We start from the raw sequence: 23,482 nt of genomic DNA on the forward strand, positions 1-23,482 counted from the left end.
TCACTGCTATACAAATAAATCAAATAGTAGTGTGCCGCTATGGCAACGGCATTGTATAGATACTTACCATATCCAGGTCTGGCGACTTTTATAAACGGGAAAATTTTAAATCCTTTTAAAGAACGGTTAATATAGAAATAGACGATTAGTTTTAGAAGCATATTGATTATATACATAAAAATTAGCGCTACCAAGAAAAGACCCAGAGAACCGACACATAATAATACAACTAGCACAATAAAAGATGAGGTGCGAAAATTTTCAGTTGAAAAATTTCTACGCAATACTTCCTCTTCCACTTTGCACTGCCTTTTAACGACCCCTTTATCTAAAAATTCTATGTATTGATCGGTAAATCTTATTTCGCGTTTATTGCGTATTGCGGTAAAGATATAAGTAATAACGGCGATTAGTAATAGCGCCATGCAGGACAGCAAATATTCGTAAGTATTGATATATCCGAAGTCTATAATATCTCGAATAAGAAGTAGCGGCAGACCCGATACCGGAAGAATTATAAAAAGCCGCGCATAAACAAAAAATTTTTCATAATTTTTGATGATTATCGGCTCTTTGTCGTAATCTCTAGCCTTAGAATTTTTAAATAAAATAGCATTGTCTGGATCTAAATTTTGAAATTTTCTACCGCGCTCTGCGTTTAAATTTAGACCGTCTAAATTTCGATCATTAGAATTTAAAGTTTTAGAATCTGTATTGTTTAAATCCGAGGCATCGAAATTTAAAACATTTAAATTTGAGTTAACGGATTTTGAGGTATTAAAATTTTCGCCATCGAAATTTTGAGCACTAAAATCTTCCTGCGAGCCTTGCTCTAAATTTTGACGCCGCTCATTTAGAATTTTCTTTAGCTCTTCGAGCCTTGCTTCGTTCATCCTTATCCCTCGCCTGCGATCTTAAGCGATCATATTTTACTTCTTTATACCTTGGGATAGTATTAAATTTAAGGCTACCTTGCTTGCCAGACTCAAGCATTTTTGAAATTTATTTGTTGAGTAAAATTTAGTGAGATAAAGAGATAAATTTAAGCGGGAAGAACCCGCTTAAATTTTATTTGCCGCAGCCGCATTTGCCCTGAGCGGCAAGCTTGCGGCGGACATAGGCGATTTTGCTTTGAAGCGGGAGATGCTTAGGGCAGTGGTCTTCGCAGCCTAGCAGCGTCATACAGCCGAATACTCCGTCATCATCGCCGATTAGCTCGTAAAAATCCTCGTCGCTGCGTTTATCCAGCGCATCGATCTGAAAGCGCGCTATGCGGTTGATGCCGACGGCGCCGATGTAGTCTTTTCGCATTATCGCTACGCCGCATGCAGCTACGCAGATACCGCACTCGATGCAGCGATCCAGCTCGAAAACCTCCTGCGCGACCTCCGGCTCGACCTTCTCCTCAAGCTTGGAGATATCGGTTTCGTGATCGGTGTGGATCCAGCTCTCTACGCGTTTGCTCATCGCGTTCATCCAGTTGCCCGTATCAACGCTGAGGTCTTTTAGCAACTTAAAAAATGGAAGTGGCATAAGCTCGATCACGCCGTCCGGATAATCCTTAGTAAGCGTGCGGCACGCAAGCTGCGGCTTACCGTTTACGAGCATACCGCAGCTACCGCAGATACCCGCGCGACAAACGAAGTCGAAGCTTAGCTCGGGATCAAATTTCTCACGAATCACGTTAAGCGCGATAAACAACGTCATGCCGTCGGTCTCTTCGATCTCATAAGTAACGAAGTGCGGCTTTGAAATTTTGCTTAACGGATTGTACTTAAATGCCTTTATTGTTATTTTTCTACTCATATCCTATACCTGCTCTTTCATTAGGTGCTTTGTATTTTGGCTGCAATTCATAATGCATCAATGCTTCTTGAATTTCATATCTGCCTTTGCCCTCGGCTTGCATTTTCTCGCGAATTTCATCGACCTCTTTTTGGCGCACGGCGCTGTCCGGATGCTCGATGATATTGCCTTTGGCGCCGTATCCGCGGAATGCAGGCGGCATCTCCATCTTCATAATATCAAGTGGCTCGTAGCTTAGAGTAGGCATAGTATCGCCCTCTTTCCAGTTTGCAAGCGTTCGTTTTAGCCAGTTTAGATCGTCGCGTTTTGGATAATCCTCGCGGAAGTGCGCGCCGCGGCTTTCTGTGCGATCAAGCGCACCCTTGGCGATACAAAGCGCAAGCTTTAACATCTTCGGTACGCGATAAGCCTCCTCGAGCTCCGGATTTCCGAAAAGCTCTTTATTGCTTACTTTGACGTCCAAGGACTGCTTGTAAAGCTCTTCAAGCTCTTTTACGGCTTTGGCTAATCCCTCGCCGGTGCGGAAGATCGCGCAGTGCTCCCACATCACGTCTTTCATCTTGTTTTTTATCTCAAATACGTTAAATTTACCCTCTTTTTCAAGCAGGCTCTTAATGTAATTTTTCTCTTTATCTACGAATTTTTGTATATCGTGCGTATTGATATCGACATCGTGCCCTTGGCAATACTCCGCAAAATACTCGCCCACGATCATGCCCGCGACGACGGTTTCGGCGACGGAATTTCCGCCCAAGCGGTTAAAGCCGTGCATATCCCAGCACGCAGCCTCGCCGGCGCTGAAAAGTCCAGCTAGCGTTGGGCTCTCACCCGTAGCCTTTGTTTTGATACCGCCCATCGAGTAGTGCTGCATAGGAAGGATCGGAGCCCAGCCCTTGCCGCGCTTTCTGCCCTGCTCGTCGGTTATTACCTCGGTGTCGGCAGGATCGATGCCGTTGAAAATCTCGCAAATTTCTTGCACGTCGCGTAAATTTTTCTCGATATGCTCGCGTCCGAGGATCGATATGTCAAGCCAAACATGCTCGCCGTAAGGGCTCTTTACCCCCTTACCTGCGCGGATATGCTCCATTATGCGGCGACTTACGACGTCGCGGCTAGCAAGTTCCTTTTTCTCGGGCTCATAATCCGGCATAAAGCGGTAGCCGTCCACGTCGCGTAAAATTCCGCCGTCACCGCGGCAACCCTCAGTAAGCAAAATTCCGCTCGGAACGATAGGGGTCGGGTGAAACTGCACCGCTTCCATATTTCCAAGCTGCGCGACCCCCGTCTCAAGCGCGATAGCTGCGCCGATACCCTCGCAAACGACGGCGTTTGTAGTGTGTTTATATACTCTGCCGTAGCCGCCGGTAGCGATCAACGTGCCCTTTGATACGTATGCGATCAGCTCGCCGGTAACCAAATCGCGCACGATTGCGCCGTAGCAGCGGTTGTTTGCGTGAATTAGCGCGATCGCTTCTTTTCTATCATGAATATCTACGTTATGCTTTAGCGCTTCGTTCGCAACGGCAAAAAGCATTGTATGTCCCGTAGCATCGGCAGTATAGCAGGTTCGCCATTTTTTCGTGCCGCCGAAGTCGCGGCTGTGGATAAGTCCGTGAACCTCATCTTTTTCGGTGATCGTGGTCTTTTGAGCGTTGATAATAGCGCTTCGCTCGCCCCTTGTAATCCTGGTCCAAGGAACGCCCCAGCCTGCAAGCTCGCGAATAGCCTTAGGCGCCGTTTGTGCAAACATCCTAGCGACATCCTGATCACAGCCCCAGTCGCTTCCTTTTACGGTATCGGCAAAGTGCACGTCCTCATTATCGCCCTCGCTCATCTTGGAATTTCCAAGCGACGCCTGCATGCCGCCTTGAGCTGCCGCAGAGTGCGAGCGCTTAACAGGGATCAGACTCAAAACGATGGTGCTAAGCCCCTTCTCGCCGGTAGCGATCGCAGCTCTTAAGCCCGCCAAACCGCCGCCAATAACTAAAGAATCGCAATATATTACATTCATCCTAAGCTCCCTATTCTAAACTTAACCATTTAAAATCGGCGATTATCGAAAGCAGGAAAAATGCGCCCCAAACGATAAAAACCGCCTTTTTAATGAAGGCTCTTTTCCTTTGAATTTCCGCCTTCGTGCCGTCTATGCTGATCCATTTCATATATAATCTATAAATTCCGATGCTAGCGTGAGTTACTACGAAAATCAATAAAACGAAATAAAATAGATGAAGCTGTCCGAATCTAGCAATAGCAAGATCTGCAGTAATTTTCGGACCGAATACGATCATTAAAATATGAGCCGCCGCAAAGAAAAATAGTAAAAATCCCGTCCAAAACTGAAACCACCAAAGCGTCGTGTCGCAATGCTTCATTCGCATTTTGTGCGCTTTAAACGCCCTGTAAGCGGCGTAGTTAGCCGGAAATTTTCTCATCGCCAAAAACGCGTGAACTACGAAAATCACGAAAATCACGAAAGCGACGATGTTTGTAACGAAATAAATTCCGCCCGGTTCGGCGAAATGTACGACGCCCTCGAACGCGCCCTTACCGATCAAAATCGTGCCGGTAAATATCATATGACACAGCATGAAACAGGCCAAAATCAGCCCGCTGATGCTTTGCGCCACGTCTTGCAAAGCCATAATGCGGCTTTTTTTGCCGTCTATGGATCTGCCCGTAAAGCCTTCAATGCGACCTAGCATAGGTTCTCCTTAAAAAAGATGATTATAAATCCCCGCTAAACGAAAATTTACATTTTTGTAAAGAGATTATATTACTTTTTAACTTTAGATTAATTTAATTTCTGCAAATTAGTTTTTTCTTCAAAGACTGCTTTAAGAAAACTGCTATCAAAAACATTACTAAAGATAAAATTTGCCCCATCGATAAATTTAAAAATACAAAGCCAAGCCCATCGTCCGGCTCTCTAAAAAATTCTACGAAAAATCTAAACGCCGTGTATAGCATCGCATACAGACATATCAACTCACCGTTAAATTTCTTAAATTTACGGTAGAAAAATAAAATCGCAAAAATAACGAGCCCTTCCAAAACCGCCTCATAAAGCTGGCTTGGATGGCGCAATGTGCCGCTCACCAAAATCCCCCACGGCTCGGTCGTTTCGCGCCCGAAAAGCTCCTGATTTAAAAAATTTCCAACGCGCCCGAAAAAATATCCAAGCGGCACGCTAAGTGCCACCAGATCGAGCAGCGCCCACATATCGGTTTTAAATTTTTTGCAAAACCAAACCGTTGCGATCACGAATCCGACGACCGCGCCGTGATAGCTCATACCGCGGATGCCCACGAACTCGCCGTTATGAAAGGGGTTGAAAATTTGCCACGGATGGCTGAAATACCACGCCGCCTCGCCCGAATAGATCGCGATGTATCCAAGCCGCGCGCCCAAAATGACGCCCACTTCGACCCAGATAAAGTAGCGATCGAGCATCTTATCGCTGAAGTCAAGGCCGTCTTTTCGCACGAAATATTTGGCGATAAATAGCGCCGTAAGCAGCGCCAAAACGTACATAATGCCGTACCAGTGCACATTTATGCCAAACGCGCTAAATGCCACGGGATCAAAGTGGGCGTAAATTTCGTTCCAGTAATTCAAATTTTTCCTTTGTTTTAAATTTTAAAATTTAACGGCGCCCATCGGACGCTGCGTAGCGCACGTTCGACAAAAGACGCAAAGCGACGCATACGTGAGTGCGGAAGCCAGGCTTCCAAGCTTGATCGCAGACGCAAAGCGCTTAAGACGCGGATGTCTAACGAAAGCGTCGAACAATGCGCAGGGCACCTCATGTAAAATTTCAAACGACGACGCTAAATGGGGCGTAAGGCGCCACACGTAAAGCACCGAGCGGCGGTACCAGACGACATACAAAGCGACACGCAAGACGTCAAAGCGCAAAACGACGCGACGCGAACAAAGCACGCAGCACAATAATGCATGCGGTGTAAAATGATGGCGCCGAGCAAAACTCGCAGTGCGCGCAAAACAAACGTCGAACGGCACATGCGCAAAATACCGAATGCCGCGCAGAATTAAAACGACGCGCGCGATACGACAAGCACCGACGCACAAAACCGCAAGGCAGCTACTTTGCATCCGCGCAGATAACGCAGATAAAATTCGCCCGTCTCGCTTAGCTTATCGCGCCCGCAGGAGCTGTATCGGCTACAGCGCAAGAAATTTCCGAAAGCAAGCTTTAAATTCTATCTCTACGCAGCACTCTCCGTGTCGAACGCGCAAAAATACCTAGCGCGCGTTCTAAATTTTAAATTCCAAGCCCCAGCGTCTCTTTCACCACGCGGCAAAAATCCGCCAAAAACCACCCAAGCGCCTTATAATAGCTGCTTTTGGCGTTTATCTGCACGTGCGTAGCAAGCGCGGAAAAGCTAGGAATAATAAATTGCGCCAGATATAGCGTCAAAATTTTATGCGATTTCGCGTCCGTGTTTTGCTTAAAGATCATAGCAAGCAGCGCTAGCATATTGGCTGCGTGAGCGCTTTTAAGCTCCGCGAAAGGCTTTTTAAAGCGGCATTTTTCATAAAACAGCTCCACTTCGCTTTCGCTTATGAGCTTGAAAAAATCCATCTCAAACGCCCCTTTTAGCGCCTCAAAATCGCGCCCTAGCGCTGCGTAGTCCTCGCCCTGCACCTTTTGCCAAAACTCATGGCCGTTTTTGTTCTCGATATTTTTATTTACGATGATCCAGTTTTTGCCCAAGCCGCGCAACTTCTGCTCATCTATCACGCCTTTAAAATTCGTCGCAAAGATTATGCAGATCACCGAGTATAGCTCACCTAATTTCATCTTTTTCCTTTAAATTTAATCAAATTTCGCTCGCCTTTTTTAGCTTTTCGATACCGAATTTTTCCCAAATCCTGCTTAAAGACCGATCCAAGCTCTGCTGCTTTTTATCGATCTCGCCAAAGAGCAGCGAGCCGCCCGATCTGCCGCCGAAATTTGAAAGATTTAGCGCTATGTGGATTATCTGCGCGCTTTTTTTCACGTCGCAGAGCTCAAACAGCTCAAGCGCGGTCTCGCTCAGTAAGCTTAGACTAAACGCCCTATCCTGGCTGATCTGGTGCGAAAACTCCTCGCGCGATTTATAGCGGATCTTTAGATCATAAGTCGCGGGCTTTAGGCCCTTTGCGAGCACTTCGCCCGCCAAATGGCGCGCCAAAATTAAAATTTTACGCCGCAGCTCGTCCCGATCGGCGCACGGCGCGAAGCTGCGCCCAAAGCCGATACTTTTGCGCTCGCGCTTTGAGACGACCTCACCCTCGTCCTCGCCGCTAAGGGCTGCGAAAATTTTCCTGCCGTTTGCGCCCATCTTTTCAAAAATTTCTCTGTGCCCTAGCGCGTCGCCGAAGCTTATGATGCCGTATTTGCCGAGCGTTTTTTGCGCCGCTTTGCCGATGCCAAAAAATTTCGCTACCGGCACGGCGGATAGCTCGCGCGCGATTTGCGATTTTAAAATTTGCCGCACGCCGAAGGGCTTAGCAAGGCTCGTGGCGAGCTTTGCGATCAGTTTTGCTTCGCTAAGCCCGACGCTACACGGAAGGCTAAAGCGGCGCATAATCTCGCTTTGCAAAAACGCGGCAAAGCCCAGCGCGTCCGCGTCGTAGGGCGTGCCGCGTAAATTTAGAAAAAACTCGTCGATGCTAAATTTTTCGATCTCGGGCGTAAAGCTTAGTAAAAACTCATAAATTTCGCGTGAAATTTTTCGGTATTCGCCGTGCTGCGAGCGCACCAAAATTAGCTGCGGGCAGAGTCCGAGCGCGATTTTAACGGGCTGAGCCGAGTGCACGCCGTCCGCTCTGGCCTCGTAGCTCGCGCTTAAAATCACGCTGCCAAGCTCGCTCTTGCCCCCGAAAATCTCCTCGTCGCCGCCTCCGACGACTGCGATCTTTTTGCCCGCAAGTGCGGGATCAGCAAGCCTCGCTACAGAGACGAAGAAGCTGTCCAAATCGATATGAGCTATCAAACTATGTCGATCCCAAAGCCGCTAAGCCCCGCGTAATCTTTCGGCTCGCTCTTGCTTAAAATTTTGATTTTTCTCACGCCCAGATGCGCTAAAATTTGCGCTCCGATGCCGAAGCTCTTAAAATCGGCGCGATTTTGCGCGGATTTTAGCATCAAAAGCACGCCGCCCTCTTTGCGCAAAATGTCCAGATCGCGCATGAAATCGTTAAATTTCGTATCGCTTAAAAACTCCAGATCGCTTGAAATTCTATGAAATTTCACGTTCGTCTGCGCGCTCTTTCCCAGCTCGCCGAAAATATAGGCACGGTGCTCGTTGCCCTCGTGATCGCTCACGTCGTAAAATTTCGCCGCCTCGCCGCACAGCAGAGCGCTTTTTGGCTCGCTAAATTTAACGAGAGTTTCGTGTTTTAGGCGGTACTGCACGATCTGCGCGACCGAGATCATATTGATGTCGTGCTGCGCGCAGAATTTCTCCAGATCGTCCCTGCGCGCCATATCGCCGTCGTCTTTGACGATCTCGCAGATCACGGCGCTTTGCGAAAGCCCCGCCAAGCGGCACAGATCCGTAGAGCCCTCAGTGTGCCCCGTGCGTGCGAGCACGCCGCCACTTTTGGCGATAAGCGGGAAAATATGCCCCGGGCGGACGAAATCATCGGCGCGAGCGCCCACGCGCGACATCAACTCGATCGTCATATTGCGCTCATACGCGCTTACGCCCGTCTTGGCATCTTTCGCGTCGATCGTGACGGTAAATGCGGTCTCGTGGCTGGAGGTGTTTTTATCGACCATCAGGCTTAAACCCAGCTGCTGCGCTATCTGCGGACTAAGCGCCACGCACAGCACTCCGCGAGCGTGCGTGATAGCAAAATTTACCTTCTGTGCGCTACTAAAAGTGCTCGCAAATACCAAATCGCCCTCGTTCTCGCGATCGACGTCATCGACCATAACGAGCATTTTGCCGTTTTTCAGATCCTCGATCGCTTGCTCTACGCTAACCATTATCTCTCCTTTAAATTTACGATATTATTTTGCCGTTTTTATTCACGATCGTTTCGCGACCGTCTAAATTGATCTTGACGTAGTCGTCGCTCAGAATTTTAATAACTTCTATCTCGTCGTAAAACATCGGCTTTAAAATTTCATTATCCTCATCATCTAGCAGCCCCCATTTGCCATCTTTTTTGACTTTAACGTATCCTTCGCAATATTTGATTTCGTCATAATATCCGCACAAAGTATTGTCAAAATCACAAGCAAGCTCGTATACACAAGACACTACCTCTGTGCCCGTTTTATCGATAAAGCCCCATTTGCCGTCCTTTTCAATCTTTGCTAAGCCTTCGCAAAAACTCCCGGCCCGATCATATATGCAGGGAATAACTTCTTTGCCCATTTCATCGATATATCCCCAATATCCGTTCTTTTTAACGTCCGCCAAGCCTTCGCGAAAAACGCCAACGTCATCATATATACAAGGAACGATCTCTTTGCCGGTTTTATCGATAAAACCCCAATAGCCGCTTTTTTGAACTTCCGCCAGTTCTTCGTCAAAATTATAAGCATCATCGTATATACAAGAAATCACCTCCTTACCCGTTTTATCGATAAAGCCGAATTTATCGTTCTTATTAACCCACGCTAAGCCCTCGCAAAACTCCTCGGCCCGATCATATATGCAGGGAATAACTTCTTTGCCCGTTTTATCGACGAAGCCGAATTTATCGTTCTTTCTAACGCATGCTAGGCCTTCGCTAAAATACGAAACATCATCATAGATACAAGAAGCTATCTCCTTTCCCGTTTTATCGATAAAGCCCCATTTATCGTTCTTTTTAACCCATGCCGATACCATCTCGATCTCCCGAATTTAAATTTTGATTTCTGCGTAAGCCGCTTTTAGCTTCTCAAAAAGCGGGGCGAACGACACGCCGTTTACGCGGACGTTTGCGATCGTCGTGATGAAATTCGTATCGCGCTGCCACCGCGGCACGAGATGATAATGCACGTGCTCGGCTATGCCCGCACCCGCGGCGGCGCCGAGGTTCATGCCGATATTTACGCCGTTTGCGCCTAGAGTGTGCTTCAAAATCCCCACTCCGGCGCGCACGTAGCGGCTCATCTCCACCCATGCATCGTCGCTAAGGCACTCGATATTATCCGCGTGCTCGTAGGGTATGACCATAAAGGCGCCCGGGCTGTAAGGGTAGAGGTTCATCACCCCGAAGCAGTGCTGCGCGCGAAAAAGCACGCCGTTGCGATCGTCGAACGCCGCATCCGCCGCCGCGTCGCAGAAGGGACAGCCGCTTCTTTTTTCGGTAAAATACTCGCTTCGCCAAGGGGCGCAAAGATAATCCATCTCTTTTCCTTTCCTAAATTCCAAAATTCTATGGAATTTTAAAATTTGCGTTTCGCAAAATTCTATGAAATTTGAAATTTAAAACTTCTAAATTTCATAAAATTTTAAATTTACGCGTTTTGCGCTTGCTCGCACGACGTGGAATTGTGCACGCGACGGGGCGGGACGCGCTTTGCAATCCCAGACTGCGCGAGGCGCCTCCTCTGCGCGATATACGTTTTGAGGACCAAAGCCCGCGGCGGGCGCGTATTTGGCGAACACTCATCGCGCGGCAAACATAGCGTCTAAGTCCGCACCGTAGCCGTTTGCGCGGCGTGCGATAACAAGCTCGCGATGCCAAAGCGCACGTACGCCTACGCGGTATGCGATATCAAATCTACGCGTTCGTTTGCGCGGCGCATTATAACAAATCTTAGGCGCACTCACAGGCACGGTACGCGGTGCCAAACCTGCGCTGCAATCACCATCGCAACACGCGGTAAAATTTAACGCGGCGCGGTCATAGCATAGCTGCGGCTCAATCGCGGCGTATCGCAGCCGAGGCGGCTTAGATCGCGAGCTGCGATTAAATTTACGGCGCCGCGCAATCGCCAATGCCGAAGCGCTAGACATACAAGGCATTACGATAGACGCGCAATTCTCGGCACTCAATGCTACAAGCGCAAACCCGCCTGCACGAAGCTATGCGAAACGTAAATTTAAACCTCGCTCCGCAACCGCTCGCACGGCGCGCAATAACAAACTCACGATGCCAAAGCGCAGCGTGAATTCTCGCGCGATGTGCGATATTAAATTGCGGCGCGGCGCTAAATTTAAAGAGCCGTTAAGTTTTAAAGTCCGCCGAATTCTACGAATTTTAAAATTTACTGCCTTAAAATTTCGCTCCGTTCGCTAAATTTAACCGCTCGCTTCGGGTTTAAGCCTGCGCGATCAAATAAGCTGATTTAAATTTCGCCGCCCGCGCCGAGTTTTATCTCGCGCAGCGCAGCGCCGACGTCATTTTGGCGCATAAAATGCTCGCCGATCAAAAACGCATCGACGCCCGCCTCGTGCAAACTTAAAAGCTGTTCGTGCGAGTACAGACCGCTTTCGGCGACGATGATCTTGCCGTTTGGAATCAGCGGGATCAGTCGCTCACTCAGGCTCGTATCGACCTCGAAAGTCTCTAAATTTCGATGGTTGATGCCGATAATATCAGCCCCTGCGAAGACCGCTTTTTTCAGATCGTCCTTATCGTGGATCTCGCACAGCGCCCGAAGCCCCAGCCTGCGGGCAAACTCAAGCAGTTCTCTTAGCTCCTTGCGCTCAAGCGCTTTGGCGATCAGCAGGATAAAATCCGCGCCGTAAACCAGCGCCTCGAGGACCTGATAACGATCGACGATGAAATCCTTGCGCAAGATGGGCGTGCGGGTATAACGGCGGATCTGCGGGATAAACTCCAAATCGCCTCTGAAATAATGCGGCTCGGTAAGCACCGAAAAGGCGCTCGCACCTGCATTTTCGTACTCCACGGCAAGGTTTAGCGACTCAAAATCCTCGCGGATGATCCCCTTGCTCGGGCTTGCCTTTTTGATTTCGGCAATGATGCGAAGCGGATCCTTCTCATCGCTTCTAAGCGCGCTTATGACGTCGCGTGGCTCGTAGGGATTGGCGCTTAGCGAGCGGCCGAGCAGATCCTCGGGCAGCCTTTGTTTACGAAGCGCCAGATCCTCGCGAGTGCGTTTTAAAATTTCATCCAAAATCATCGCTACTGCTTTGGTGTCTGGATTTTAGAGCCGATGGGCTCTTTCGACGTAGAATTTTGCTCTGGCACAAAATCCTGCCTCGATACGGAATTTTGTCTTGACGAGACAGAATTCTGCGTGGCGGAATTTATAGGCGTCGCAAAATTTTCAGAAGTCGCGGGATTTGGTGTCTGGTTTTGAACCATGGAATTTGCAGACCCAGCAGAATTTTGCGAAGCGGAGTCTTTTGGCGTTAAATCACGCGTTGCAGCGGAGCTCGGACGCGCGGAATCTAACGCAGAGCTTTCGGGCGCCGTAGATTTTATGGAATTAGGCGAAGGAGTTTTTATTGCCGGGCTTTGCGGCGCCTGATCTTTCGGCGCGGAGCCTTTTATCGTAGCGGGGTTTTGCGATATAGAATTCTGCGGCGCTACGCCTGTGCCAGCGGCGCACGCATCGATCGCCTCTAAATGCTCTTTGCCTTCGGGGGAATTAAAAAATTCTGCGTCTTTGATCTTAGCCATTTCATTTTTAGCCTTGTCGCACTCGCCAAGCTTGTAGTATCCCCAAGCAAGCGAGTCCAGATAATACGGCGAGTCGGGGTCTTTTTGCAGGGCGCGGCGGACGAGCTCGATGCCCTTGCGAACGTCCAAATCGTGATCTATTAAAATGTATCCGTAGTAGTTTAGATGCACGGGGTCTTTAAGCTGCGGCGCAATATTTTCAAATTTTGCCACTACGCTAGATAGGGTCTTGGCATCCACGTTTTTGCCCGCACTTTCATATTCATAGATCGCCTCGATCGCCAAAAAGTCGTAATTTTTAGTCTTCATAAACTCATCGCGTGCCATTTTAATCGCGATTTTATAGTCTTTTTTATGCGCGTAGGCATCGATTAGAAGCTCGCGCTTGTAGTCGTATTTCTTCAAAAGCTCGATTATTTTATCAAAGTCGTTTGAGTAGTAATAAATCGCTATCATATCGTCTAAGAATTTATTATCCCCTTTGGCTTCATACAGCGCTTCATCGATCTTAGCGACATCCAAATAGCGTTTATTCGCGCGATACACATCAGCTAGCAGCTCGCACGCCATACCCTGGGCGCAGCCGTAGATGCGCCTGTGCGTCTCTATAATGCGGATAGCTCCGTCCGAATCATCGAGTTTATTTAGCAGCACGTCGCATAATCTGATGAGATTTTCGTCGGTTTTGTCTAGCTCATAGGCTTTTTCAAAGTAGGTTTTGGCTAAAGTAAAATTCTCCATCGCATAATACGTCGCCGCTAAGATTGCATAACTTCGCGAAACGGGATCTACGGTGACTAGCTTAAGAGCAGCGGTATTGGCATTTAGATTATCTTTAATGCCTAAGTAGTAGCCGATTTTTACTCGCAGATACTCAGAGTCTGAGCTTAGGCTCTTTTCGCCGAGCTTTAAATAGCGCGCCGTATTTTTACGATCTTTGATCGCAAAAGCAGTCTTTAGCGCTTCTAGCAGATAAACGGACGAGCCCGTTTTATTGTATGCCTTTTCGTATAAAAACATCGATGCGACGGGATCTTTATGCAGTAGCTCCAAAGCTGTAAGCAAATCGAAATTTAGCTCGGCGTCTTCTTGCGCTCGCATCGCGTGATTTAGCTTTTCTTTGGTTATACTTTTAGCGCTTACGCCGCGATTTATCAAGCTCTTTTTAATTGCATCTTTTGCACCGTTTTTTGTACCAATGCTGGAATTCCGATCAGACGCCTTTTTATCCGTAACGGACTGCTTCGCTGCTGCAGCATTCGTCCCACTCTCCGCACTTAGATACTGCGGTGCTAAAATCATCGCCGCGATTAAAATTCCGCTTAAAACCTTACCCCGATACATTCTTCCTCCAATTCTTTAGTATGCGTTTTAAAATATTCCCAAAACGGAAAGCTACGACACTGCTTCGGACGCAGCTCGTAAATCCCGCAGTTGCGATGCGCTTCGTCAAAAAACACGCACGCTAAGCCGCCTTCAAAGGGCTTTTCTTTTACGCTAAATTTAGCGCCTATTTTTTGTAAATAAATTTCTTTAAGCCTTGCAGGCGAAATTTTAAATTTTACCGCTAACGCCGCAATCTCACTCTCATCTATCCAGATATAGCCGCTCTCTCCAGTGCAACACTTGCCGCCGCAGCGCTCACACGCGCTAGCATCGAAGCTAAAGCCAAACTCACTCATAATCCACGCTCGTTAAATCCGCACTTTTGTAGATCGCGTGGGCTTGTGCGGTGCGCCTTCCGTGCGCGCTAGCATAGATCGGAAGGGCGATCTCACAGGGCGAGCGCGAGTTCTTACGGGCTTGCAAAAGCGCGAGCTTAGCGGGCTTTGAAATGTCAGGATAGACAAAACCGAGCCTCGTTAAATTTAGCCTAAACTCGCCCAAAAGCTCGCAAATTTTAGCTAGCTTGCCCGCCTCGTAGCAAAAAATAAGCGTACCGCCAGGCTTAAGATGAGCATTTGCAGATCGCACAAAATCCCGTAGGCTAAGGCTTGCTGCGCTCTTACTAAGCGCCATATGAGGCTCTTTGCTAAGCGAAATGCGCTCTCGATAAAAGGGTGGATTTGAGACGATAAAGTCAAAACGCTTCTCGCTTTTAAACTCCGCAAAATCCGCGTGCAAAATCTCGGCAGGTAGATCGTTTTGCAAAGAATTTAGCCTTAAGATTTCTAAATTTCGCTCTTGAATTTCTAGCAAGCTTAAATTAATGCTCTCAAAATCGCGCTTTAGTAAAAGCCCTAAAATTCCACATCCTGCGCCCACATCTAGCACGTCGCCGTATATCGCTCGCGGATTTAGCGCGCCTTTGGGGCTACGCTCATCGCAAACTGCAAACCCGCCGTCAAACAAGCACTCCGCAGCAAAATCCTTGCGCGCTTTGGCGTCTTTAAATTTGCTCGCGAAATCTTTATCGTGCGTCTTTTGAGATTCTAAAGACTGCACGATTTGCTCGTCACAAAGTTTAAAATTTTCACCGCTTGCGATATCGGGCTTTAAAGTATGCTGGGCTTCGTCGCTTTGAAAATCAGAATTTTTGCAGCGCTCACTTTGAAATTTCGCCCGAAGTCCCGCTTTAAATTCTCTTTTAAATTCCGCCTGAAGTTCGGCGCAGCCCTTACTTCCAAAATCGCGATCATTCCCCACGCTATGGTTAGCGGCATACGACTCTTCTTTGCTAAAAGCGCAATCCTCGGCGCAAAATTCCGCTTCGCCGCCTGCGAAATCCGAAGCGCAAAACTGCGCATTAAAGCCTCCATCTGTCGCGTCTTTAAATTCCGCACCGCAGCCCAGCGCTAAAGAGCCATTTTGCGATGCTGCGTCAGCTTTACGCACGCCTGAGCTTCTTATAAAATTCCACAAAAAAATCGTATCGCTCGTGTAGCGATAGCCCTTTTTTGGCTGATAAAGCCTCATCTGCGGATATTTTTGATGATGGTATGAGCGTGATTTATCGCCACTACGATCGATCCACCACTTCTGCTGATGAGATCTCCGCCGACGTAAAGCCCGCTAGTGGCGGTTTGAAGATTTTCATCCACGATCGGCACGCCGTTTTCATCGTAAGCGATGCCGCATTTTTTAAGAAAATCGATCGGGCTCGTGCCGCCGATCGCGTAGATCACTCGGTCAAATACGAGCTCGGTGCCATTATCAAATTTTACCAGCACCTTGCCGTTTTCATTCTCAAGAGCCTCTATATCGATACCTAAGCGCAAGATGATGTTGCCGTATTTGGTCTCGCGCATTACGTCGCTTTCGTTCGTCTCGTTTAGGCGGGTAAATTTAGGCTTGCGATAGCAAAGCGTCACGACATTGGTTTTACATAGCGCTATAGCGTATTCCGCAGCTGAGTTACCGCCTCCAACGACTAGAATTTTTTCATTGATCGTGCATTTATCGAGATTGAAATTTACTCGTTGCGTGATCGAAGGTGGAATTTTATAAGCGGGCTTATTAGGCTTTCCCATCCTGCCAATTGCGACGATGACGTTGCGGGCGCGGTATCCAGCCGAACTAGTCGTGATATAAAATTCATCTGCGTGCTTTTCGATCTTTTCGACTTCACTTTTGAAATTCGTATCGATTTCATCGCTATCTAAGAGCTCGTCGAAATAATTTAGCACGCTCTCTTTCGTGCCGGTTTCAAACGAAATAGAGCCACGCGTCTCGCTGTCAAAGCCCTTATATTCTTTATCGACGCGCTTTTTATCTTTGTAAAACTGCCTAATCGTTTGAGAGTGGTTGTCGCCTTTTTCGAGCAGAAGTACATGCGCAAGCCCGTTTCTTTTGGCTTCTACTACGGAAGCGATGCCGCAAGGACCGCCGCCGATCACCGCCAAGTCGTAAACGTCTATCATAAATTTCCTTTAATCTTTTAAATTTCATACGAAATTATAGTAAAAATTCCATTAAAATCAGTGGAATTTCCTAGCAATTTCGCAGCTTAAATTTAAAATTTTAACGCTTATAAGATGCTTGCTTGGCTAAATTTGAAAAGACATAATTTTCTCCGTTTAAATTTTAAATTTCACGGCGCCAATCCGTTTGTAAAAACTAGCGCGGCAGAAGCTACAGAAGCGGCGAATTTAAAATTTTACTTCGCCGAGATGGAATTTTGCGAGCTAAGATAAAGCGGCAAGGGCGGTAAAATTTTAAAATTTTACCGCTCAGGCAGAAGTTTTAGTAGAAGCTTTAAGGCTAGTTGAAATTTAGCGTATATTTTATGCTAAAGTTAAATTCCATATCTTTCTCGACCTTTGGAAAGCTACCTTTTGTGCGCTCGACCGCGCTTAACGCGCCCTCATCAAGCGAATCGACATTCGAGGAAGACGTAACGCGAAGACCCTTAACATCGCCGCTTGCCGTATAGGTAAAGTGCACGCCTACGACGCCGATTTTACGCATACGTTGCGCATTTTTAGGGTAGTGCGACTGCGCGTAGCGCGAAATGATGGCGAAAATTTTCTTGCCAACATCGCTATTGCTAGGATCGCCGCGGCTCGTGATGGCGTCGCTACCGCCGCCCGCTGCGCTGGAGCCACCGCCCCCGCCGCTACCTAGCGAAATAGGCTTTGTCGGATCAAACTTCGCCGTTAAATTCCTATCGCTGCTTTGAACTTTATGCTCTTTTTTCGGCTTAGGTTTTTCGATCGGTTTTGGTTTTTCTACCGGCTTTGGCTTGGGCTTTTCGACCGGTTTGGGTTTTTCGACTGCGGGCTCTGGTATAGGCTCCGGTTCAGGAATCGGCTCTGGCTCAGGTATCGGCTCCGGCTCAGGCGGAGTTGGTTCCGGTTCGGGTTCGGGCTCAGGCTCCGGCGGAGTGGGATCTGGCTCAGGATCCGGTTCAGACTGATCGGAAGGAGGCGGGATATTGGGCTCATCGGAGATATCGCCCTGCTTGGCATCATCCATTATGCTATCGATGGAAAAGGCTATCATATCGGGCATGCTAGGCGGCTTCGGTGCCGACGATAAAAGAGCAAAAACACCCACAGCGATGATGCAATGCAGCACCAAAGATACAATGAAGCCTATTGCGCTATCTTTATTCATTGCTCTTTTTCGGTCACGATCGCAAATTTTTCATGGCCCGCCTTTTTTAGGACATCCATGATAGAAATGAAAGAGGAAAATTTCGAGTCTTTATCGTTTTTCAATACGACAAGATCGTTTTTATCGAGCGCGGCAATTTTTTTCTCAAGCTCATCCTCGCTTATTGCGACATCGTCTAGATAAATTTTAGATTCGCTATCCACTTTGATGGTAACTTTTTTATCCTCTTGCGGGTTTTGCGAGCTTGAAGAAGATGGAAGATTTACCTTAATATGCCCCTGCGCAATGAAAGTCGAGACACTAAGCACGATCGCTAGCAGCACCAGCATAATGTCGATGAACGGGACGATATTTAGCCCGTCTCGTCTAGGGATACTCATCTTTCTACCTCATCGTAGCGGTTTAGAAGCACATCTACCTTGCGGACGAAGCCGTTGTAGATGATGAGCGTAGGTACGGCGACGACTAGACCGGTAGCCGTAGCTTTAAGGGCAAGCGAGAGACCTTGCATGATAGCCTTGGTATCGATACCGCTTGCAGTACTCATATCAAAAAATGTGATCATAATGCCAATAACAGTACCTAAAAGACCGATGTACGGAGCATTTGAATAAACAATATAAAGCGTCGTTAAATTTTTTGTCAGAGCCTCTTCATATAGCGCCTTGCTTTTGTAATCGCTCGCCTTAACCTTCGAATAAAAAAGCAGCCTTTCGATAGTAAACCACACGACTAAAAAGCTCATAAATCCGAGGATCGCAAAGATAATGTAATCCACGTAATGCGCCAAAAATTCCATAATGCCCATAAGCTCTCCTTAAAAATTTTAAAAATTTTTATAAATTCAGCAAAGTGCCTTGCCAAAAAATGAGCGATTTTATCAAAAGTAGATTTAATTTTTACTAAAATTTTGATGATCGATATTTAAATTATATTTTATCATTTAGCTTTATTTAATGATAATAAAGCATTCGGAGATAAAATTGTAATGATTTTAAAATGTCTTGATAATTAATATAAAATAAAGGATTAATTTTATATTATTCGCCGTTTTTTAATCTTATTATCATTTGGGAATTTCGTATGAAAAAATTTCATCTGGCTTTGTCTTTGTGCGCGGTTCTTTGCTTAAGCGCACAAGCAGACGAGAAATCAAGCGCTACGGACGCGTCCAAAAGCAAGGATTCAAATACGCAAAGCCTAGGCGTAATCGAAGTTACTAGCGATTCTAGCACGCCTAGCACCGTGGATGATGTCAAAATCAACACCCGCAACGCTACGCTCATCAAAGATGTATTTCGCGACATTCCGGGCGTGTATGTGGGCGGCACCAACGGCATGAATCAAAAAATTTATATGCGTGGCGTAAGCGATCGTGGCTTAAATATCACGATTGACGGCGCGAAGCAAAACGGCAATACCTTTCATCACAACGCCGATTTACTAATCGATCCTGATCTTATCAAAGCCGTAGAGGTCGATGTAGGCGCGCGCTCGGTCGTGAACGGCTCGGGCGCTTTGGGCGGCTCAGTTGCCTTCAAGACGGTAGACGCTTCTGACATGCTTGAGGACGGTCAGGATATCGGCGCCAAGCTCAAAGTGGGCTATACAAGCAATAACGAAGGCTATTCGCAAAGCGCGATGCTTTGGCAGAGCGTTTGATAGCCTAGATATGCTTGCTGCGTTTAAGCACTACGGATACGGCTTCGGCGAATCGGGCAACGGCAAGCCTACGGGCGGCGACGGCAACGATATAAATTATTTATTAAAAGCGGGCTATAGCTTTTTGGATTTTCATAAAATTTCGCTCTCTACCGAGCATATGCAGTATAAAGGTCTCTATCCGCTGCGACCGGAATTCGGCTCATGGTTAAACGGACAGCTGGATAACCGCAAATACGAGCGCGATACGCACACGATCAAATACACATATAATCCAAGCGACCTGCTAGAACTCGACATCACTGGATACTACACAAAGCATCAACGCATCGGATCGACTTCGACGAACGTAAAATGGGGCGTCGAGACCAAAGGCGGCAAAATCGGCGCTAAGAGTAAATTTGAAACGGGCGATCTGGCTCATACGCTGCGCTACGGCTTTGATTACTACCGCTCCGAAAACTACGTCAAGCCCGGCAATCTACGCCCCGAGAAGGTTGATAATTATAGCTTTTATATCGAGGATGCTATGCGCTACGGCGGGCTTACGGTAACTCCCGGCGTGCGCTACGAAAGGCACGAGCTAAAGACTTATAACGGCAGAGGCGCGAATATTTCGAGCTACAAATATAAATTTGACGAAGTAAGCTCCGCCTTGGCGCTTGATTACGAGATCGGCGCGGGATTCGGAGCGTTTGCGAGCTATGCACGAGTATTTAGAGGACCTGACGTAATGGAGAGCATGATGGCTGCGGGTACTAGCCGCGGCAGACCACTAAGCTGGATGGCCAATGAAAATTTAAAAGCCACTACGGGTAACGCCTACGAAATAGGCGGTCGCTACAAAAGCGATCTGGCAGAAAATTCCTCAGTAAGCCTAACTGCGAAGTATTTCAGAACGGAATATAAAAATTTAATCGTAGATAACAACGCGGCGGGCGGAATCGTCGGCTGCCCGGGAGGCGCAGCAAATACTTTATGCAGGGCTAACGCAGGCGGTGCGGACATTGACGGCGTCGAGCTTTTCGCAAGATTAATATTAGATGATTTGAGCCTTGCTGCGGGTTACACACACCAGCACGTAGAATATAAAGACCGCGTACGCAGGGGCTCGGGCTATCTAAGCTCAAACATCATCGGCTACCGCGACTATGGCGATAAATACACCTTCAATGCCGAGTACGCAATCTCTGCGGCGGATCTACTGCTGGGCTATAACTTGCTCTTTTTCAACTCCAAAAACGTAGCCTCCGCAAATAGCGACGAAAAAACAAAAGTGCCTAGCTACGCGGTTCACGATCTATACGTCACTTACGCTCCAGATAGCGGACGATTTAAAGGGCTTGAGATCAACGCGGGCGTTTACAATCTCTTTGATAAAGCCTACGCATCGCACTCGCAGCGCAGCGCCGATTTCACCGGAGATTCAAATGCTATCGACTGGGAGCCCGGACGAAATTTCAAGCTAAGCGTGGCGTATAAATTTTAAAGCTTACGCGAGATGACGGTACGAAATTTTGCACGCTAAAGCGGCGAAATTTTAAAAATTCAAAACCCTTGGAATTTCAAAATTCTAAGGGTTTTATAAATTTGAAATTCTTAGACTTAGAATTTCAAGCTTTTAAATCCTACTAACATAAATTTTCTCGTAAAATTCTTGCGAATAGCAAAATTCTCATTTGCAATAAAATTCTAGCTTACGGCAAAATCCCCAAAATTAAAAGCGATATCCGCAACGCTTCACATCCAAAGCTCGCTTAGAATTTATAAAATTCCTCCCGCTTCAAGTGCCGTCCGTTTACTCTTCATCGTTAAAATTCCGTTTTAAATTCTACTTAAAAGGAGAGCCTTTGTTAAATTATACTAAAAACGCCATTCGCGGAGCATTTTGGACGAAACCGTTTATAGTTTTAGTGCTGCTTTTGCTGCTGCTAATTCCGCTAAGCTTTATCGATAATCTTACCTACTCGCGCTCCGAAACCAAGCAGCTCGCGCAGGATTCGATCCTCACACCGGTGGGCGGCGAGCTGCAAATCCAGGGCCTTGCGATCGTAGTGCCCTACGCAGAGATAATCGAAGCGATAGACAAAAGCAACAACGAGCTCGTAAAAAGGCGCGTAGAGAAAAATTTCATCATCGTGCCTAAAAACTACTCCCTCGCGGCGGAGATCGACCCCACCTATCTAAAGCGCGGGATTTTTCGCGTTCCGATATATAACGGCGACTTTGCGCTTAAGGCGGACTTTGAGGCGATAAACTATACCGAGCTCGGCGTCGATCCTGCGCGGCTAAATTTCGACGAAGCCGTGCTAGTGCTCGGCGTAGGCAATCAAAAATCCTTCACCGCTTCTCCCGCTTTAAGCCTAAACGGCAAGGAGCTTAAGCAATATCACGGAAACACCGAAGCTAAAATTTTCGATCGGAGTTTAATCTACAAGCTCCCCACTTCAGCGCTGTCGTCTGATTTTAGCATCAGCGGTACGCTTAAAATCCAAGGCGGCGAGGCACTTCATCTAGCTCCGATCGCGCAAAATAGCCGTTTTGAAATTAGCTCTACTTGGGCATCGCCTAGCTTTGGCGGCGGCTTTATCGCCAAATCGCGCGAGGTAAGCGCTAACGGCTTTAAAGCTTCGTGGGAAGTTACAGGCTTAGCCGCAGGCATTGCTCCTGCGTGGCTTGCAGATCAAGATGACCGCGTCGCTATGACGAACTGGCGCAGCAACGACGATAGAAATGATGCCGTAAGCATCGGCTTCATCGAGCCCGTGAACAACTACTCGCTGATTAAGCGCTGCACGGATTACGCTCTGTTATTCTTAGCGGTGCCGTTTTTGGCGATCTTTTTGTGCGAGGTTTATACTCACGAGCGCATCCACCCGATCCAATATCTACTCATCGGGCTTGAGGACGTCGTTTTCTACCTGCTGGTACTTTCACTCTCCGAACACATGGGCTTTGCGCTTAGCTATGCTGCTTCGGCGATCGCGGTAAGCGCGATAGTATTTTTCTACGCAAGCGCGATTTTCAAAGGCGCGCGCTGGGGCATTTTCATCACTTGCGTTCAGCTCGTTTCATATGCGATCCTCTATGTCATCTTAAATTCCGAAGACTACGCCCTATTAATGGGAAGTCTGATGATATTCGCGGTGATTTCGCTGGTGATGTATTTTACGCGCAAGCTCGACTGGTACGACACCGCAATCCCAAGCGGCGAGAAAAAACAAGAGCCTGAAATTTAGCCTTTAAATTTGCCGCTAAATTTAATCGCGACGGCCTTTGGAGTTTTAAAATCCAAAGGCCATTTTAAATTTGCTCGCTAAATTTCAACTGCCAAAATTTTATCTATTTAAAATTTAGCCGCCGCGGCAGACAAACCGCGGCGCGGGAGCAAGATGCGCGGCGGCGCGTGCGTCCCACGCGGCGCGAAGCGAAAAATCATTTTGAACAGGAACATATCGACTCGCTTGTTTCGGCGATGCGCGATAGCATTTTCGAGTATCAAAAGCGGTGGTTTTCGCACGTGAATGAACGCGTCCGCCTGATTCTCAAAAGCCGCCAGATCGGTGCAACGTGGTATTTTGCGCGCGAAGCGCTCGTCGATGTGCTGATGACCGACCGCTCACAAATCTTTCTATCGGCCAGCCGCGCGCAGGCGAATCAGTTTCGCAACTATCAACGGCAATTCGTGCGCGAAGTGCTGGATATGGATTTGGAAGGCGACCCTATCGTGTTTTCATCCGGCGCGGTTGAATTCTTTTTGGGTCGCAATATTGCCACGGCACAGGGTTATGCCGGGAATCTGTATTTTGATGAAATTTACTGGGTGCCGTTTTTCGGCACGATGGAAAGCACGGCGGGGGCCATTGCCACGCACAAACGATTCAGGAAAACCTATTTTTCAACTCCCAGCGTGGTTTCTCACGATGCCTATCCGCTTTGGACTGGCGAAAGGTATAACGAAGGCAGGCCGAAAAATGAGCGGGTGACGATTGATTTATCGCCCAAAAAGCTTGTTCAGGGGGTGCGCGGTGGTGATGGCATTTGGCGCAATCGCGTGACGATTGAAGATGCCATCGCGCAGGGGTTGCATTTGGTGGATATTGAGCAAATCCGCCGGGAAAATGCGCCTTCGGCTTATCGCAATTTATACATGTGCGAATTTGTCGATGATGAAACCGCCGTTTTCCCGTATGAATGGCTGAAAAATTGTGGCGTTGATTCGTGGGATGAATGGAAATGCGATTTTGAACCGTTTGCGCCACGGCCATTCGGTTATCGTGGCGTTTGGGTGGGTTATGACCCCAGCGGGGGCGGCGAAAAAGGCGATGCCTGCGGCCTTGTCGTTATCGCGCCG

Annotated in this window: 23 protein-coding genes; 4 read left to right on the forward strand and 19 right to left on the reverse strand. The window is 47.6% G+C overall.

Annotated elements, in window-relative coordinates:
• The 19 genes from Q0620_RS08455 to exbB form a co-directional block, all read right to left on the reverse strand.
• Positions 1 to 893 (reverse strand): hypothetical protein (locus tag Q0620_RS08455; RefSeq protein WP_298784468.1); only part of this gene is annotated, 893 nt, incomplete at its 3' end.
• Positions 894 to 1,068: 175 nt separating this feature from the next.
• Positions 1,069 to 1,806, reverse strand: coding sequence for a fumarate reductase iron-sulfur subunit (locus Q0620_RS08460; protein WP_298784469.1), 738 nt, complete (start codon positions 1,804 to 1,806; stop codon positions 1,069 to 1,071).
• Positions 1,799 to 3,817: a fumarate reductase flavoprotein subunit gene (locus tag Q0620_RS08465; protein WP_177389479.1), complete on the reverse strand. Its 2,019-nt coding sequence runs from the start codon at positions 3,815 to 3,817 to the stop codon at positions 1,799 to 1,801. Before Q0620_RS08465 ends, Q0620_RS08460 begins: the two co-directional genes overlap by 8 nt.
• A gap of 10 nt (positions 3,818 to 3,827) precedes the next feature.
• Positions 3,828 to 4,511, reverse strand: a complete 684-nt coding sequence (locus tag Q0620_RS08470; protein ID WP_295151987.1) for a fumarate reductase cytochrome b subunit — start codon at positions 4,509 to 4,511, stop codon at positions 3,828 to 3,830.
• 94 nt (positions 4,512 to 4,605) lie between these two features.
• The gene (lgt, locus tag Q0620_RS08475) at positions 4,606 to 5,424 is read right to left on the reverse strand and encodes a prolipoprotein diacylglyceryl transferase (protein WP_298784471.1); all 819 of its coding nucleotides are present in this window, start codon (positions 5,422 to 5,424) and stop codon (positions 4,606 to 4,608) included.
• Positions 5,425 to 5,445: 21 nt separating this feature from the next.
• A complete protein-coding gene (locus tag Q0620_RS08480; protein WP_298784474.1) occupies positions 5,446 to 5,922 on the reverse strand; it encodes a hypothetical protein in 477 nt (158 codons plus the stop codon).
• A 169-nt stretch (positions 5,923 to 6,091) separates the two neighbouring features.
• Positions 6,092 to 6,631, reverse strand: coding sequence for a hypothetical protein (locus Q0620_RS08485; protein WP_298784476.1), 540 nt, complete (start codon positions 6,629 to 6,631; stop codon positions 6,092 to 6,094).
• A 19-nt stretch (positions 6,632 to 6,650) separates the two neighbouring features.
• Positions 6,651 to 7,808, reverse strand: a complete 1,158-nt coding sequence (locus Q0620_RS08490) for a DNA polymerase IV (protein ID WP_298784478.1) — start codon at positions 7,806 to 7,808, stop codon at positions 6,651 to 6,653.
• The gene (locus Q0620_RS08495; protein WP_298083008.1) at positions 7,805 to 8,806 is read right to left on the reverse strand and encodes a bifunctional 3,4-dihydroxy-2-butanone 4-phosphate synthase/GTP cyclohydrolase II; all 1,002 of its coding nucleotides are present in this window, start codon (positions 8,804 to 8,806) and stop codon (positions 7,805 to 7,807) included. The genes Q0620_RS08490 and Q0620_RS08495 overlap by 4 nt, the downstream gene beginning before the upstream one ends.
• A gap of 16 nt (positions 8,807 to 8,822) precedes the next feature.
• Positions 8,823 to 9,659, reverse strand: a complete 837-nt coding sequence (locus Q0620_RS08500; protein ID WP_298784480.1) for a WG repeat-containing protein — start codon at positions 9,657 to 9,659, stop codon at positions 8,823 to 8,825.
• A 15-nt stretch (positions 9,660 to 9,674) separates the two neighbouring features.
• Complete coding sequence (locus tag Q0620_RS08505) at positions 9,675 to 10,163, reverse strand: HIT domain-containing protein (protein ID WP_298784482.1); 489 nt, start codon at positions 10,161 to 10,163, stop codon at positions 9,675 to 9,677.
• Between the two features lie 944 nt (positions 10,164 to 11,107).
• On the reverse strand, positions 11,108 to 11,908 hold the full coding sequence (gene trpC / locus Q0620_RS08510) for an indole-3-glycerol phosphate synthase TrpC (RefSeq protein WP_298784484.1): 801 nt from the start codon (positions 11,906 to 11,908) through the stop codon (positions 11,108 to 11,110).
• A gap of 2 nt (positions 11,909 to 11,910) precedes the next feature.
• Complete coding sequence (locus Q0620_RS08515) at positions 11,911 to 13,755, reverse strand: hypothetical protein (RefSeq protein WP_298784486.1); 1,845 nt, start codon at positions 13,753 to 13,755, stop codon at positions 11,911 to 11,913.
• Positions 13,734 to 14,093, reverse strand: a complete 360-nt coding sequence (locus Q0620_RS08520; protein ID WP_298784489.1) for a YkgJ family cysteine cluster protein — start codon at positions 14,091 to 14,093, stop codon at positions 13,734 to 13,736. Before Q0620_RS08520 ends, Q0620_RS08515 begins: the two co-directional genes overlap by 22 nt.
• Positions 14,086 to 15,327, reverse strand: coding sequence for a methyltransferase (locus Q0620_RS08525; RefSeq protein WP_298784490.1), 1,242 nt, complete (start codon positions 15,325 to 15,327; stop codon positions 14,086 to 14,088). The genes Q0620_RS08520 and Q0620_RS08525 overlap by 8 nt, the downstream gene beginning before the upstream one ends.
• On the reverse strand, positions 15,324 to 16,271 hold the full coding sequence (locus Q0620_RS08530; protein ID WP_297897124.1) for an NAD(P)-binding domain-containing protein: 948 nt from the start codon (positions 16,269 to 16,271) through the stop codon (positions 15,324 to 15,326). The genes Q0620_RS08525 and Q0620_RS08530 overlap by 4 nt, the downstream gene beginning before the upstream one ends.
• 340 nt (positions 16,272 to 16,611) lie before the next feature.
• A complete protein-coding gene (locus Q0620_RS08535) occupies positions 16,612 to 17,466 on the reverse strand; it encodes an energy transducer TonB (protein WP_298784493.1) in 855 nt (284 codons plus the stop codon).
• Positions 17,463 to 17,846, reverse strand: coding sequence for a TonB system transport protein ExbD (exbD, locus tag Q0620_RS08540; RefSeq protein ID WP_005872149.1), 384 nt, complete (start codon positions 17,844 to 17,846; stop codon positions 17,463 to 17,465). The genes Q0620_RS08535 and exbD overlap by 4 nt, the downstream gene beginning before the upstream one ends.
• A complete protein-coding gene (exbB, locus tag Q0620_RS08545; protein ID WP_298063364.1) occupies positions 17,843 to 18,265 on the reverse strand; it encodes a TonB-system energizer ExbB in 423 nt (140 codons plus the stop codon). Before exbB ends, exbD begins: the two co-directional genes overlap by 4 nt.
• 284 nt (positions 18,266 to 18,549) lie before the next feature.
• Between exbB and Q0620_RS08550 the strand changes: the two genes are divergently transcribed.
• The 4 genes from Q0620_RS08550 to Q0620_RS08565 form a co-directional block, all read left to right on the forward strand.
• The gene (locus Q0620_RS08550; RefSeq protein WP_298784494.1) at positions 18,550 to 19,128 is read left to right on the forward strand and encodes a TonB-dependent receptor plug domain-containing protein; all 579 of its coding nucleotides are present in this window, start codon (positions 18,550 to 18,552) and stop codon (positions 19,126 to 19,128) included.
• Between the two features lie 10 nt (positions 19,129 to 19,138).
• The gene (locus Q0620_RS08555) at positions 19,139 to 20,617 is read left to right on the forward strand and encodes a TonB-dependent receptor (RefSeq protein ID WP_298784495.1); all 1,479 of its coding nucleotides are present in this window, start codon (positions 19,139 to 19,141) and stop codon (positions 20,615 to 20,617) included.
• 361 nt (positions 20,618 to 20,978) lie between these two features.
• The gene (gene creD / locus Q0620_RS08560) at positions 20,979 to 22,367 is read left to right on the forward strand and encodes a cell envelope integrity protein CreD (protein WP_298784496.1); all 1,389 of its coding nucleotides are present in this window, start codon (positions 20,979 to 20,981) and stop codon (positions 22,365 to 22,367) included.
• 167 nt (positions 22,368 to 22,534) lie between these two features.
• The coding region (locus Q0620_RS08565; RefSeq protein WP_298784497.1) for a terminase family protein at positions 22,535 to 23,482 on the forward strand (948 nt) is incomplete at its 3' end.

The organism is uncultured Campylobacter sp., assembly GCF_938017615.1.
In the GTDB taxonomy this organism is placed as follows: domain Bacteria; phylum Campylobacterota; class Campylobacteria; order Campylobacterales; family Campylobacteraceae; genus Campylobacter_B.